Raw genomic sequence first — 14060 nt, 5'->3', positions numbered from 1 at the left:
GCGCCATAGCGTTTTGATGCGAAGAATGAATCCCGCTTTGCGGGAAGAAAACGCGTCAAAACAAAAGACTAGGAGCCCGTCTCCGACCGTATCGGCTTACGGCTTCAGGATCGCCTCGATGGCGGCGCGGGCCTCGGTCACCGTCTCTTTCAGAGCGGCGAAGGCATGGGACCGGCCATGGCCGGTCCGGATCGCACACTCCAGGCCGGCTGCGGCATCGGCCACCGCAAAGGCGCCTATCCCGCGCGCCGATCCTTTGAGCTTGTGCGCGAGCGCGCCGGCATCGGCCGGACTCGCAGCCATCGCCGCGAGCAGGCGGCCCGCCTGCTCGGCGAACATCGCCAACACTTCCCGCTCCAGTTCAATGTCGCCGAGCGTCATCCGGGAGAGGTGATCGAGGTCGAGCGGGCTGTCGATCGGTGCAAGCGGGGGCGAAGGCATCCAGTCCATCCGTTGCAGTTCAGGCGTCATGGCGCAGGCCCCGGCATCGCGCGGCGGCCGCCGGTCCGGCGGTCAGGTTCCCCCCAGCCAAGCACGAAAATGGTTAACGAAATGTTCGAGCCGTTTGACGCAGATCCGCCCGTTTGTTGACGGAAAGTTGCCGCAATCTGCCGAGTTCGGTGGAGAATTGCATTTATTGCTAAGGCGTTAGGGCGCGCTCCTGTTAACGATGATTAAGATTGTCTTAATCGCAGGCATTTCATTCGCGACGCTCTGCCAATAGGATGTTGCGGAAATTGGCGGACAAGCCGTCCGGGTGGGGACGGCTCGGAGATCCGCGCAAGCGGCATGATCCGGTCTGTGGGCTTGCGCCGAGCGCAGGGCTCGCGGGGGGGACGCGTACAAGTAACGAGGGCTCGGACTGAACATGGCGAACACTCCGAAAAAGGTCAAAGACCCCACAGAAGTTGCGCTTTCTGCGATCCAGGAAGCCCTGAACATCAGTGACACGGCTGCCGATACCAGCCGCAACGCCACCGCGCGCAACGAAGCGGCGCCCCCGGTGCCGCCCGCGCCTCCGATCTTCGATGAGCCGAGCTTCGAGCCGCGACCGGCCGCCAATGAGCGGTCGACCGTGTTCGATACGGTCGAGGAGCCGCTCTCATCGCGCCGCGCCGCGAATGACGACCGCGAGACCATCGGCCAGCTGCTCCAGGCGCTTCAGAAGGGCCGCCCTGCCCGCAGCGTCTATACCTTCGCCACCATCTTCGCCGGCGTCTGGCTCGCCGCCTGTGCCGCGCTGACCGTCGGCTTCCTGCCCTCGATCCAGGCCGCCATGGGCCAGAGCGGCGGCGTCCTCGTCATCGCCGGCCTGATCGCGATGGTCTTCGCGCCGATCATGCTGTTCTACTTCCTCGCCAGCCTCGTCTGGCGCGGCCAGGAAATGCGCATGATCGCGCAGGCAATGGCGCAGGTCGCAATCCGCTTCTCCGAGCCCGAAGGCTCGGCCTCCGATTCCATGGTCACCGTCGGCCAGGCCATCCGCCGCGAGGTCGCGGCGATGGGCGACGGCATCGAGCGCGCGATTGCGCGCGCCGGCGAGCTCGAGACGCTGGTCGCGAACGAGGTCGCCGCGCTGGAGCGCGCCTATAGCGACAACGAGGTGCGCATCCGCGCCCTGCTCCAGGACATCGCGCATCAGCGCGACAATCTGGTCGGCCAGGCCGAGCAGGTCCGCAGCGCCATCTCCGGCGTGCAGATCGATCTGCGCCACGACATCGCGCTGATCTCCGATGCGATCGCCTCCCGCGTCGACGAGGTTGCGAAATCGATCACCGGCGCGCTCGAAGAGCGCGGGGCGCACATCACCCAGGCGCTGAGCAATGCCGGCGACAACATGATCCTGGCGCTCGGCGAGCGCGGCGGCGACCTGCTCGACCGGCTCGAGGAAGCCAGCAACGAGACCACACGCGCGGTGCTCGACGCCAGCGAGCGGCTGACCACCAGCCTCAACTTCAAGACCGGCCACGTCCACGACGAGTTCGTCGACCTCGCCGACCGCGTCCACGAGATGCTGAACGAGCGTATCGACCGCATCACCGGCGAATTCGAGCAGCGCTCCGCCGCGATCGTCGACGGCATCTCCGAGCGCACCGAGCAGGTGCACGATTCCCTGAAGAATTCGTCGGACTCGCTTCTGCTCGAGCTCGAGCTGCGCTCCAACGACCTCTCGGCCAAGATCGACGACGCCGGCAACCGGCTCGCCAACCACATCTTGACGAGCGGCGACAAGGCGAGCGAGGCGCTCGACGCCACCGTCAACACCCTGGTCGCCAAGGTCGTCAGCCAGACCGAGACCGCGCACGACTCGCTGTCGCTGCAGATGAGCGCCTTCGACGAGCTGGTGAGGAACCAGGGCACCGAGCTGGTCGAGAAGTTCGCCCGCGACTCCGGCACGCTGGGCGCGCTGATCACGCGCCACATCTCCGAGTTCGACCGCACCGTAAAGACCTTCGGCGGCGAGATCGTCGAGCGCATGGGCCAGCGCACGCAGGACATCGCCGAGACGCTGAAGACCTATGTCGACAATTTCGATACCCGCTTCACGGCGAACGGCGGCGAGATCACGGCGGTGCTCGACCAGCGCCTCGTGCAATTCGAGACCACGGTCGGCGAACGCGTCAGCAATCTCGACACCTCGCTGAACGGCAAGATCGCCAGCCTCGACGGCACGATCGAAGGCCACATCAGGACCTTCGACGAGCAGCTCGTGGGCCGGGTCGCCGCGCTCGAACAGTCGTTCGACAGCCGCGCGAGGTCCATGACCGAAACCATCGACGGACGCATCAACACGCTGGCGACGTCGCTGACCGACGGTGCCGCGCAGGCGATCCAGTCGATCGACAGCCGCCTCACCTACCTCGCGACCTCGCTGACCGACGGCGCATCCCAGACCATCCAGTCGATCGACACGCGGCTGACGCATCTCACGACGACGCTCACCGGCGGCGCGACGCAGGCGCTCGAATCCATCGATTCCCGCCTCACCTACCTGACCACCGCCGTGACCAACGGCGCCTCGCAGGCGGTGCAGTCGATCGACACGCGCCTGACGCTGCTGAGCTCGACGCTCACGGACGGCACCGCGCAGGCGATCGAGGCGGTCGACCGCCGCATCACCGGCGTCACCGAGATCATCGACGGACGCAGCACGCACCTGACCGACACGGTCACGGCGCGCTTCCAGGAGATCCATCAGGCCATCGAGACCAAGGTCGGCTCGGTCGCCAGCGACATCGACGTGCGCGTGGCGCAGTTCGAGGACCTGCTCGGCTCGCGCGTCGAGGCCGTCGCCGGCCGCATCGAGAGCAGCGGACGCCAGGCCAGCGAGGACATGATGTCCCGCGCCGAGATGATCTCGACCGCGATCCGCTCGCATGTCGAGGACGCCGAGCGCTCGCTCACCAACCTCGTCGTCAACACCAGCGAGACGATCCAGACCGGCGCGCGCACCGCTCAGCAGTCGCTGCTGACGGTCTCCTCCGACGTCAACGCCCAGCTCAGGATGACCTCGGCCGAGGTCGAGCAGGCGCTGACCGCGGTCGGCACCGGTGCGGCGAACTCGATCCTGACCAGCGCCCGCGAAGCGCAGTCGACGCTGGTCGCGGCATCGGGCGATGCCTCCAACCAGATCAAGGGCCTCGCGGTCGACGTCGAACGCACGCTGTCGGCAGCAGGCGCTGCCACCGCAGCCTCGATCCTGGCCGGCGCCCGCGAGGTGCAAACCACCCTCGTCACCGCGTCCTCGGACGCGGCCAACCAGGTCAAGACTCTCACCGCCGACGTGCAGCGTTCGCTCACCATGGCCGGCACCACCACGGCGGAATCGATCACCGCCGGCGCCCGCGATGCGCAGAGCGCGCTGGTCGCGGCTTCGACCGAGACCGCCAACCAGATCAAGGCGCTGTCCTCGGACGTGCAGCGCTCGCTCACGATGGCGGGCACCTCGACCGCCGAGACCATCATGAGCGGCGCCCGCGAGGCCCAGAGCACGCTGGTCACGGCATCCTCGGATGCGGCGAGCCAGGTCAAGTCGCTCGCGGCCGAAGTGCATCGTTCGCTCTCGCAGGTCGGCCAGTCGACCGCCGAGACGATCACCAGCAGCGCCCGCGACGCCCAGACCACCCTGCTCGCGGTCTCGGCCGAACAAACCAGTCAGGTCCGTTCGCTCGCGGCCGAGATGCAGCGGGCGCTGGCGACCGCCGGCGGCGCCACCATCGAGGCGCTCACCAGCGGTGTTCGCGAGGCCCAGGGCTCGCTGATCTCCGCCTCGAGCGATGCGGCCAGCCAGATCAAGTCGCTGACGACGGACATCGAGCGCACGCTGACCGCGGTCGGCGCCGACACCGCCTCGACCATCCTCAGCAGCGCGCGTGAGGCGCAGATCTCGCTGACCTCGACCTCGGCTGATGCCGCGAGCCAGATCCGCACGATCTCGACCGAGATCGAGCGGACGCTGAGCGCGGCGGCTGCCAACGCGACCAATGACATCCAGACCAGCGCGCTCAACGCCCAGAACGCGCTGATCTCGGCCTCCAACGAGGCGAGCTCGCGGGTCAAGTCGAGCTCGGCCGACGTCGAGCGCTCCGTGCTCGCCGCCAGCAGCAGCTTCGGCCAGGCCATGACCGGCAAGACCGACGAGATCGTCACCTATGTGCAGCAGCAGGCCGACCGCCTCTCGAACATGATCGACGCCAAGCGCGGCGCGCTCGTCGACGCGATCGGCTCCAAGACCAGCCAGCTCACGCTCGACATCGACCGCGTCACCTCCGATGCACTGAAGTCGATCGAGACGCGCGGCCAGGCCTTCTCGCAGACCATGATGGGCAACGGCTCGGAAGTCGCCCGCACCATCAACGCGGCGAGCGAGATCGCCACCAGCGCGGTCGGCAAGTCGCTCAAGGACCTCGAGCAGGCCTCGCGTTCCGCGATCGACCAGTCGCGCCAGGTCTCGATCGCGGCCGTCACCGAGATGCAGGAGACCAGCAAGATCCTGCGCACCGACACGGTGGCCCTGTTCGAGCGTCTGCGCGAAGGCAACATCCTGCTCCAGGAGGTGCTGACCGGTGCGCACGACAACCTCAACTCGCTCGAGCGGGCGCTGGTGACGCGCGTCGCCGACTTTGTCTCGGCGATGAACGACGTCACCTCGCGCAACGGCGATGCGACGCAGAACCTGGAAGAGCAGCTCAACGTCTTCAACAGCAAGACCACGAAGGCGCTCCAGGATCTCGGCGAGCTGTCGATCCAGTTCGACAAGCACGGCCAGGCGCTGGTCGAGGCCGCGCAGGTGGTCGAGCAGAGCAACAAGAACACCACCGCCTCGCTCGCCGAACGCAAGCAGGCGCTGGAATCGCTCGTCACCACCATCGACCTGCGCACCGCCGATCTCGACCAGCGGCTGTCGCGCTTCACCGGACTGCTCGATGAATCCCTTGCGGCCGCCGAAGAGCGCGCCCGCGACATCGCCCGCGTGGTCGCCGAGACCGCCGGCGCAGGCTCGGCCGCGATCACCCGCCAGTTCGAGGCGGTGCGCGCGGCCTCCGAGGAGGAGCACCGCCAGACCATCGAGGCGATGCACGACATCTACCGCCAGACCACGGACGAGGCGGATGCGATGTTCAAGCAGTCGACCGAGAAGTTCACCAACCTCGTCTCCAGCATGAAGCAGATGGCCTTCGAGATGCACAACGAGCTCGAAGCCACCCGCAACGAGCTGCGCCGCGGCGTGCTCGAGATGCCGCAGGAGGCTGCCGAGAGCACCGCGCAGATGCGCAAGGTGATCGTCGACCAGATCGAGGCCCTCGCCGAGCTCAACCGCATCGTGGCCCAGCATGGCCGCGGCCTCGACGTCACCACGGCGGGCCGCGCCAGCGTGCAGCGCCAGGAAGAGCCGGTGCTGGCGGCCGTCGGCGGCCGGGCCGCCGAGACGCGCATGCGCGACACCGGCAGCGCCTCGACGCTGCCGCCGCCGGACCTCGGCATGCCGGCTCCCTCGCGCCGCACCGAAGCACCGCCGGTTGCACCTGGCGGCACCGACCAGGGCCGCGACGGCTGGCTGTCGGATCTGCTGAGCCGCACGGACGCCAACCAGGGCGCTCCGACCGGCCGTGAGGCCGCCCGCGGCCGCGCGGCACCCGCGCCGCTGCCGCAGGCCCCGCAAGGTGGCGGCAATCCGCTGGAATCGCTGTCGCTCGACATCGGCCGGCTGATGGACCGCAACCTCGCCGCCGAGATGTGGGACCGCTACCAGCGCGGCGAGAACAAGGCCTTCACCAAGCGCCTCTACACGCCCGCCGGCCAGAAGGCGTTCGACGAGGTCGCCCGCAAGTACCGCGCCGACCGCAACTTCAAGGGCACGGTCGACCGCTACGTCGCCGAGTTCGAGCGCCTGCTCGACGAGGTCGCCCGCGACGGCCGCGGCCCGCAGGAGCTGCGCAGCCATCTCACCTCGGAAACGGGGCTGGTGTACACGCTGCTCGCGCATGCGGCGGGCCGGCTGGGGTGAGCGAGGATCGCAACGAATAGCGAATGAAAACGGAGGCCTCACGGCCTCCGTTTTTGTTTGAGCTCGTCGTTGCGCTCTGGCGACGAAGTCGATGCTGTCTCGGAGACAGTTGCCGCCGCGGAGCTCTCTTCTTCCTTCTCCCCTTGTGGGAGAAGGTGGCGCGCGAAGCGCGCCGGATGAGGGGTCTCTCTCGGCGCGCGCATCTCTCTCAGTTGAATATGAGGATGCAACCCCTCATCCGGCGCTGCGCGCCACGTTCTCCCACAGGGGGAGAAGGGAAGAGGCCTCCCTATCGCCTACCGCCTCGGCGCCGCCGCCGGCTTCGGCGGCTCGGGCGGCGGGGCGGGTTGCGACGAGTTGCTGGCGCCGAACAGCACGCGGGTCGGGTTGCGGTCGAAATTGTTCACGGCGCGGCTGATGTCGCCGAGGGTGCGGCGGCCGTCGGCCATCAACGCGCCGGAGCGCTTGTCGAAATCGTCGGCGAGCTCGCGGATCGACTTCACCGCCTGGAACAGCTCGCCGCCGTCCTTGCCGCCGGCCAGCGTGTTGAGGCCGAGCATGAGACTGTCGGCCTTGAGCATGACGCCGTCGACCTTGGCCATCACGGCGTCGATCTTCTCGGAATTGCGCGCCAGCGAGTTGGTGAAGGTCTCGAGGTTCTTGAGCGAGTTCTTCACCGACTCCTGATTGTCGGAGACGATCTTGTTGATGTTCTGCAGCGTGCCGCGGATCGCCTCGGTGACGTCCTGGAGCTTGTTGGGATCGGCGGTGAGCGTCGGGATGCCATCCTGGTCGAGCGGCGGTGGTGCGGCGGCCTCGTCGCCGCCCTTGAGCGAGATGGCGGCAACCCCGGTGAGGCCCTGGAATTCGAGGCCGACCAGGGTGTCCTTGCGGATCGGCGCGTTGTTCTCGATCATGGCGAGTGCGACAACCCGCCGCGGGTTGTCCAGCTTCACCGAGACCACCTCGCCCACCCTGATACCGTTGAAGTTGACGCTGCCGCCGTTACGCAGGCCCGCAGCCGGTCCCTCGAACACGACGCGCAGGGGGCTGCGCTGCTTGGTGGTGTGCAGCGACTGGAACCACAGCACGAAGCCGATCGCCGCGGCGATCACCGCCAGCGTGAACGAGCCGATCAATACGTAATTCGCCCGCGTTTCCATCAGGTGCTCCGGCTACTCAACCCAGCTATTCAACCCATGACCGCGCGGGCGCGCTTGCCATGAAAATACTGCCTCAGCCAGGGATGCTGCGAGGCCTGCATGTCGGCGATCGACCCTGCCGCAATGATCTTACCGTTCCCTAAAACGGCGATGCGGTCACATGCGGTGTAAAGGCTGTCGAGATCGTGGGTTACCATGAAAACGGTCAGCCCCAAAGTGCGCTGGAGGGTTCTGACCAGTTCGTCGAAGTCGCCGGCGCCGATCGGGTCGAGGCCCGAGGTCGGCTCGTCCAGGAAGACGAGGTCCGGATCGAGCGACAGCGCGCGTGCCAGCGCCACGCGCTTGATCATGCCGCCGGAGAGCTCGGACGGGAAACGCTCGGCGACTTCGGGCTTGAGCCCGACCATGGTGAGCTTGGCCATGGTGATCTCGTCCATCAGCCGCTGCGAGACGCGCAAATATTCGCGCATCGGAAACTGGATGTTCTGCCCGACGGTGAGCGAAGAAAACAGCGCGCCCTGCTGAAACAGCACGCCCCAGCGACGCTCCACGTTGCGCCGCTGCGACGTGCTGGAGGAATCGAGGTCGACGCCGAACACCTCGATGGAGCCAGCGACCTTCGGCACGAGACCGATGATGGTGCGCGTCAGCACCGACTTGCCCGCCCCCGATGGGCCGACGAAGCCCAAAATCTCGCCGCGCTTGACGTCGAGATTGAGCCCGTCGAGCACGCGCGTCGTGCCGAACTGCACGGTGATGTCGCGGACGCGGATGATGGGATCCTGAATCTCGCCTGCCATCGTCACATCCCGATCGAGGCGAAGAAGATGGCGAACACGCCGTCCATGACGATGACGAAGAAGATGCCCTTCACCACCGATGCGGTGGTGTGCTGGCCGAGCGATTCCGCGCTGCCCTGCACGGCGAGCCCCTCGACGCAGGCGACGATGCCGATCACGGCGGCCATGACGGGCGCCTTCACCATGCCGACGATGAAATGATCGATCGAGATGGCGTCGCGCAGGCGCAGCAGGAAGGCCTCGGGCTCGACGCCGCCGTAGAGCCAGGCAACCAGGCCGCCGCCATAGAGCGCGGCCATCGCGCCGAGGAAAGCGAGGATCGGCAGCGCCAGCACCAGCGCCAGCATGCGCGGCAGCACCAGGACCTCGATCGGATCGAAGCCCATGGTGCGCAGCGCGTCGATCTCCTCGCGCATCTTCATCGAGCCGAGTTCGGCGGTGTAGGCGCTGCCGGAGCGGCCCGCGACCATGATCGCGACCAGCAGCACGCCGATCTCGCGCAGCACCAGGACGCCCAGCATGTCGACGACGAAGATGTCGGCGCCGAAGCGGCGGAAATGGAAGATGCCTTGTTGCGCGATGATGCAGCCGATCAGGAAGGTGATCAGCACGATGATCGGCACCGCGCGCCAGCAGACCTGCTCCATGTGGTGCACGGTCGAGGTCAGGCGGAACGAGCGCGGGTGGATCAAGACGCGAACCCCCGCCGCGAGCACTGCGCCGAGCATGTCGACGAGGCCTGTCACGGTCCCGGCCACACCGGCCACGGTCCGGCCGATCTGCTCCAGCATGCCGGAGATGGTGATCGTGCTGCTGTCGACCACTGGGGTCGCCCGCACCCGCCGCACCTCGTCCACGAGGCTGGAATAATTGGCGGAGAGGCCCGCGATCTGCGCCTCGACGGTGCCCTGGGTCAGGCTGCGGCGCAGCCGCTCGATCAGCCATGCCCCGAAAGTGTCGAGCTTGGCGACCTCGGAGACGTCGATGAAGATGCTTTGCGGGCTGCCTGCGAGCTTCTCGGCGTCAGCCACCATCCGCTCCAGGACCGGCGCGAAGCTCGCGGTCCAGGTCCCGGTAGCGCAAAGTGCCAGCGCGTTGCCCTTGGCAATCCGTTCGAGCTTCGGATCGCTGCTCAAGATATCCGCTCCCGTACCGGGGCGGAGAAAATCAGATTGTTGCGCACGCGCCCTTACCCAGAGAAGGTATCCCCAAGTGGTTAATGTTAGTTGATAGAGGTAACTAGCCGGTTCAGATTTCGCCAGAGTTCAAAATGACTTCCTTGAAATTTGCTGCCTTGGCGGCGCGAATCGAGCGCTTCCCGATCATGGGCAGCTTCACCATCAGCCGAGGGGCCAAGACCGAGGCCGTGACCGTCGTGGCGGAGGTCAGCCGGGACGGCCTGACCGGCCGCGGCGAGTGCGTGCCCTATCCCCGCTACGGCGAGACGCCCGAGGCGACGCTGGCCGCCATCCAGGCCATGCAGCAGGCCCTCGCGGGCGGGCTCACGCGGCAGGCTCTCCAGGCCGCCATGCCCCCCGGTGCGGCCCGCAACGCCCTGGATTGCGCCCTGATTGATATCGAGGCCAAGTCGGCAGGCCTGCGGGCCTGGAACCTGCTGAACCGCCCAACGCCCGGAGAGCGCATCACCGCCTACACGATCTCGTTAGCGGCCCCCGAAGCCATGGCCGCGGCGACCGCCAAGGCGGCGCACCGGCCGCTGCTCAAGATCAAGCTGGGCGGCGCCGGCGATCCGGAGCGGATCGCAGCTGTGCGCAAGGCCGCCCCCGAATCGGAGCTGATCGTCGACGCCAACGAGGCCTGGACCGAAGCCAATCTGGAAGCGAACCTCGCCGCCTGCGCCGCAGCCGGCGTCACCCTGGTGGAGCAGCCGTTGCCAGCAGGCAAGGACGAGGCCCTGGCACGGATCAGGCGGCCGCTCGCCGTCTGCGCCGACGAGAGCGTGCATGACCGCTCCTCGCTCGCGCCCCTGCGCGAGCGCTACGATGCCGTGAACATCAAGCTCGACAAGACCGGCGGCCTCACCGAGGCGCTCGCCATGGCCGATGCCGCGCAGGCGCTCGGCTTCGAGATCATGATCGGCTGCATGGTCGCAACCTCGCTGTCGATGGCGCCCGCCATGCTGATCACCCCGCAGGCCCGCTTCGTCGATCTCGACGGCCCGCTGCTGCTCGCGCGCGACCGCGATCATGGGCTGCGTTATGACGGCAGCCTGGTCTATCCGCCGGATTCTTCGCTCTGGGGATGACCCATGAGGCGGTGCCGCGCCGACCAGATCACGAGCGCCCCCAGGCCGGCCATCGCGGCCATGACGTAGTACAGGCCGTCGCCGATGCGGGCGTAGATCGCGCCTGACGCGATCGAGGTCGCTGCGCCCAGGAGGCCGTTGCACGCGGCGTAGTAGCCCTGCCCGCGCGCGATCTGGTGCTGCGGCACACGCCGCACCAGGAGACTCATGGTGCCGAGGATGGTCATGCCGAAGCTGAAGCCGTGGCCGAGTTGCACGACCGCGAGCAGTGCCAGCGGCGGCTCGCTGGCGGTGACGACCCAGCGCACGACGGCGCTGAGCCCCCCGATCGCCATCATCGTGGACGGATGCAGCGAGAAGCGCGGCGACAGCGCGAACACGACGATCTCGGCGATCACGCCCAGCGTCCACAGGCCCGCGATCGTCAGCCCACTGATCCCATTGAGCTGCCAGTTGATGGCCGAGAAGGTGTAATAGGCGACGTGGCTGCCCTGGATCAGCGCGGCCGCGGCGATGATCGCCCAGAAGCCCGCATCGCGCAGCAGCGCCGTGCCGGCATGTCTCTCGGTCGTCCTGTGCCTGACATCGTCGAGCGGCTGAAGCAGCAGGCTGGCGAGCACCGCAACGATCGCCCAGGCCACGATGACCCAGATCAGATCGCGGGCCGCGATGACGTCGACGAGATAGCCGCAGGCGAGCGAGCCGGCGGCGAACGCCGCCGAGCCCCACAGCCGCAGGGGTCCGTAGTCGAGCCCGTAGCGGGCGACACCGCGCAGCGCATAGGCATCGGTCAGCGGCATCGTCGGCGTCCACATCATGCAGGTCAGCGCATAGATCAGGAACAGTGCCAGCGGCTGCTGCTGTAGTCCGACCGCCGTGAAGCCGATCGCGGTCGCCAGCACCGACACCATCATGGCGGCGCGAATGGCATGCCGCTTCTCGGCGAACGCCGTGACCTGCGGCAGCGTGGTGAAGCGCGTGATCGCCGGCAGCGCGTTGATGAGCCCGATCCAGGCCGCGTCGATGCCGATCGCCTTGAGCCAGACCGGGAAGAACGGCAGATGCGTGCCCGAGACCGCGAACACGGCCGAATAGAACAGGGCGAGGCTCACGGCGAATCGCCGCTTCTTCGCTGCCGCGATGGGGATTTGTGAGTCGGACTGCATCAAACCAATTGCGATTCGGTCGATATCGTGGTGATCGTTACAGTAGCGCGCACTGATTTGCGCGACGAGATTGTCATGGCCAACGAAGCATTCGCCCTCTCGCCCATGTCTGCCCGCGCGGCCGAGCCGAACGAGCAGGATTACGACGCGATCCGCGAAGCCTTCATGGAGACCGCGCGCGGCCGCTGGTTCCTCGGCGAATACGCCAGGCGCAACCGCAACGCCGACACAAGCATGGTGCTGGATGCGGTCGCAAGGATCGAAGAAACCCTTGCGGCGCAGCGACAACCCGTCGTCGAGGACCGCCTGCCCGAAGCGCTGGTCGAGATCCGTCGCGCCATTCGCGAGGCCGAGACGATCGCGATCGCGGCGTTCGATCCCGCGGCGATGGAGGCGAGCCTCGCGCCGATCCCGCGCGGGGTGCGCATCATCAAGGAGATCTCCTGGCGCTGGCGCGAGATCGGCGCCGACGGGCGAATCTGCGACCTTATTGATTCGCAGCTCGCCTCGATCGAGGCCGCCTGCGGACAGATGTCGACCATCGACCCCCGCGTCGAGCTCAAGGCCGCCTTCGATCTGCTGAGGGATCGTGTCGAGCAGCTTGACGGCGGCGCAACGCCGCAGGCCGCGCCGTCCGCCGAGGCTGCGCCTGCGCCGGCGGCCGCGCCCGCCGAGACGGCCAGCGCAGCCCCCGTGGCTTTCACGGAGACGCCGCAGGACATCGCAGCAACTCTCGCGCCCGAAGCAGCCGCTGAGAACGCTGGCACCACCGAGCCGCTCGCCATGGCCGACCAGGCTGCCGCCGCGCCGGAGACGGCTGCGGAACGCGACATCGCGCCCGAGTCAGCCACAGTTGAACACGTCGCTCTCGAGGAGCGGATCGCCGAACCTGCCGCCTTCGCGGAGACCGCCGAGGCGTTCTCGCCCGATGCCGCCGCGGAAGCCGAGGACGAAGCCATCCTCGACGCCATCGCGCTGGAGATGGCCGCGCCCGATCCGGAGTTCGACGAGATCATCGAGCCGGTCGAGTTGGCCGCGCCGACGCCGGAACCGATGGCCTCGGATGTCGCAGCGCCCGTTGCCGCCGAGCTTCCGGAGCCGGTCGCATCTGAGCCGGTCGTCGCAGCCGTCGCGGAAGAGTCCGCCGCCGACGCGCCGATCGCGATGGACTCGCTCGCGCGCCTCACCGACGCCATTGCGGAAGCCGCCGCCGAGGTAATGGAGCAGCAGGCCCCGGCCATGGCGGCCACGGCAACATTCGCCGCAGCGTCGACCGCGACCCTACCGATGCCCTCGCCCCTGTCCGCGTCCCAGCCCGAGCCCTCGCTCGGCGCCACCATCCTCGCCAGCGGCATCCTGCAGAAGCCCCGCGCGCCGGCCAACGACCCGCTCGCCCCGATCCGCCGCATGACCCAGGCCGAGAAGATCGCGTTCTTCTCGTAAGGGGGCAGCGATGTCTTCCACCGAAGACACCCTCACCCTCTGGCGTCCTGTCGGCCCGAAAGAGCTGGAGCTGATCAGCAATCCGGCATGCGCGCATTTCCGCCACGCCTGCCCGACCAGCCGATCTTCTATCCGGTACTGACTGAAGACTACGCGATCAAGATTGCGCGCGATTGGAACGTCCCAGCGAGCGGCTCAGGCTTCGTGACACGGCCGAGGACCTCGATGCGTTCAATGCCGCAATCGTCGGCTTGATCGAGGTCGTCCGCAGCTTTCCCTAACCGCCGCGCGCTCACCCGCAATTCCAGATCGGGCCGATCGGCGTGCGCGTCCAGCACGGACCAAAGCTGCCGCCATTGTAGCGGCCGCCGTTGAAGCCGGGGCGGCCGAAATAATGCCACTCGCCATCCCAACGGTAATATTGAGGAACCGGGTCGATGTACCAATGGCGCCGGTCGTTGCGCGCGAGGCGCCGCATCGCGTCCTTCTGCTTGTAGAGCGGAATGCTGTTGCTCAGCGGCTGGCGATAGCCGGGCAGGAAGCCATAACCCTTCCAGACCGGCTTGGGACGCTTTTGCGCGGCCTCAGCGGGCGCGACGGCGGGCAGCAGACACAGGATGATGGCAACGAATAGACACATGAGGCGGGACATGAATCGACGATAGACGCTCGCCTGTCGGAAGACCATTCAAATTCGAGTGGGAGGCTTTTTGC

10 protein-coding genes are annotated in these 14060 nt (G+C 67.4%); 4 read left to right on the top strand and 6 right to left on the bottom strand.

Annotated elements, in window-relative coordinates; all coding sequences use genetic code 11:
* Positions 1–96: 96 nt before the first annotated feature.
* Positions 97–471, bottom strand: coding sequence for an Hpt domain-containing protein (locus XH96_RS13905; protein ID WP_194392987.1), 375 nt, complete (start codon positions 469–471; stop codon positions 97–99).
* 397 nt (positions 472–868) lie between these two features.
* On the opposite strand from XH96_RS13905, the gene XH96_RS13900 reads away from it, so the two are divergent.
* Entirely contained in the window at positions 869–6508 is a 5640-nt protein-coding gene (locus XH96_RS13900; protein ID WP_194392986.1) for a negative regulator of septation ring formation, read from the top strand.
* A gap of 296 nt (positions 6509–6804) precedes the next feature.
* On the opposite strand, the gene XH96_RS13895 is transcribed toward XH96_RS13900, so the two are convergent.
* From XH96_RS13895 to XH96_RS13885, 3 genes are read right to left on the bottom strand one after another with little or no spacing between them, the layout of a single operon-like run.
* Positions 6805–7671, bottom strand: coding sequence for an MlaD family protein (locus XH96_RS13895; RefSeq protein ID WP_194392984.1), 867 nt, complete (start codon positions 7669–7671; stop codon positions 6805–6807).
* Positions 7672–7700: 29 nt separating this feature from the next.
* Positions 7701–8471 (bottom strand): ABC transporter ATP-binding protein, encoded by a 771-nt coding sequence (locus XH96_RS13890; RefSeq protein WP_028177433.1) that lies wholly within the window; start codon positions 8469–8471, stop codon positions 7701–7703.
* A gap of 2 nt (positions 8472–8473) precedes the next feature.
* A complete protein-coding gene (locus tag XH96_RS13885; protein WP_194392983.1) occupies positions 8474–9607 on the bottom strand; it encodes an ABC transporter permease in 1134 nt (377 codons plus the stop codon).
* Between the two features lie 134 nt (positions 9608–9741).
* Between XH96_RS13885 and dgcA the strand changes: the two genes are divergently transcribed.
* Positions 9742–10737: an N-acetyl-D-Glu racemase DgcA gene (gene dgcA, locus XH96_RS13880; protein WP_194392982.1), complete on the top strand. Its 996-nt coding sequence runs from the start codon at positions 9742–9744 to the stop codon at positions 10735–10737.
* Here dgcA and XH96_RS13875 read toward each other — a convergent pair.
* A complete protein-coding gene (locus tag XH96_RS13875; protein WP_194392980.1) occupies positions 10707–11903 on the bottom strand; it encodes a major facilitator superfamily domain-containing protein 6 in 1197 nt (398 codons plus the stop codon). The two genes, dgcA and XH96_RS13875, sit on opposite strands and share 31 nt — an antisense overlap.
* A 75-nt stretch (positions 11904–11978) precedes the next feature.
* On the opposite strand from XH96_RS13875, the gene XH96_RS13870 reads away from it, so the two are divergent.
* Positions 11979–13346, top strand: a complete 1368-nt coding sequence (locus XH96_RS13870; RefSeq protein ID WP_194392979.1) for a hypothetical protein — start codon at positions 11979–11981, stop codon at positions 13344–13346.
* Between the two features lie 10 nt (positions 13347–13356).
* Positions 13357–13488, top strand: coding sequence for a hypothetical protein (locus XH96_RS39840; RefSeq protein WP_371740084.1), 132 nt, complete (start codon positions 13357–13359; stop codon positions 13486–13488).
* A gap of 150 nt (positions 13489–13638) precedes the next feature.
* Here the strand turns inward: XH96_RS39840 and XH96_RS13860 are convergent, their stop codons facing one another.
* Positions 13639–13998, bottom strand: a complete 360-nt coding sequence (locus XH96_RS13860) for a hypothetical protein (RefSeq protein ID WP_061878910.1) — start codon at positions 13996–13998, stop codon at positions 13639–13641.
* Positions 13999–14060 lie beyond the last annotated feature (62 nt).

Source organism: Bradyrhizobium sp. CCBAU 51765, assembly GCF_015291725.1.
GTDB lineage: Bacteria > Pseudomonadota > Alphaproteobacteria > Rhizobiales > Xanthobacteraceae > Bradyrhizobium > Bradyrhizobium liaoningense.
This window is presented reverse-complemented; position numbering and strand designations above follow the sequence as displayed.

Coding starts and splice junctions, on each gene's coding strand:
- XH96_RS13905 (WP_194392987.1), bottom strand. CDS start 471: ATGACGCCTGAACTGCAACGGATGGACTGGATGCCTTCGCCCCCGCTT.
- XH96_RS13900 (WP_194392986.1), top strand. CDS start 869: ATGGCGAACACTCCGAAAAAGGTCAAAGACCCCACAGAAGTTGCGCTT.
- XH96_RS13895 (WP_194392984.1), bottom strand. CDS start 7,671: ATGGAAACGCGGGCGAATTACGTATTGATCGGCTCGTTCACGCTGGCG.
- XH96_RS13890 (WP_028177433.1), bottom strand. CDS start 8,471: ATGGCAGGCGAGATTCAGGATCCCATCATCCGCGTCCGCGACATCACC.
- dgcA (WP_194392982.1), top strand. CDS start 9,742: ATGACTTCCTTGAAATTTGCTGCCTTGGCGGCGCGAATCGAGCGCTTC.
- XH96_RS13875 (WP_194392980.1), bottom strand. CDS start 11,903: ATGCAGTCCGACTCACAAATCCCCATCGCGGCAGCGAAGAAGCGGCGA.
- XH96_RS13870 (WP_194392979.1), top strand. CDS start 11,979: ATGGCCAACGAAGCATTCGCCCTCTCGCCCATGTCTGCCCGCGCGGCC.
- XH96_RS39840 (WP_371740084.1), top strand. CDS start 13,357: ATGTCTTCCACCGAAGACACCCTCACCCTCTGGCGTCCTGTCGGCCCG.
- XH96_RS13860 (WP_061878910.1), bottom strand. CDS start 13,998: ATGTCCCGCCTCATGTGTCTATTCGTTGCCATCATCCTGTGTCTGCTG.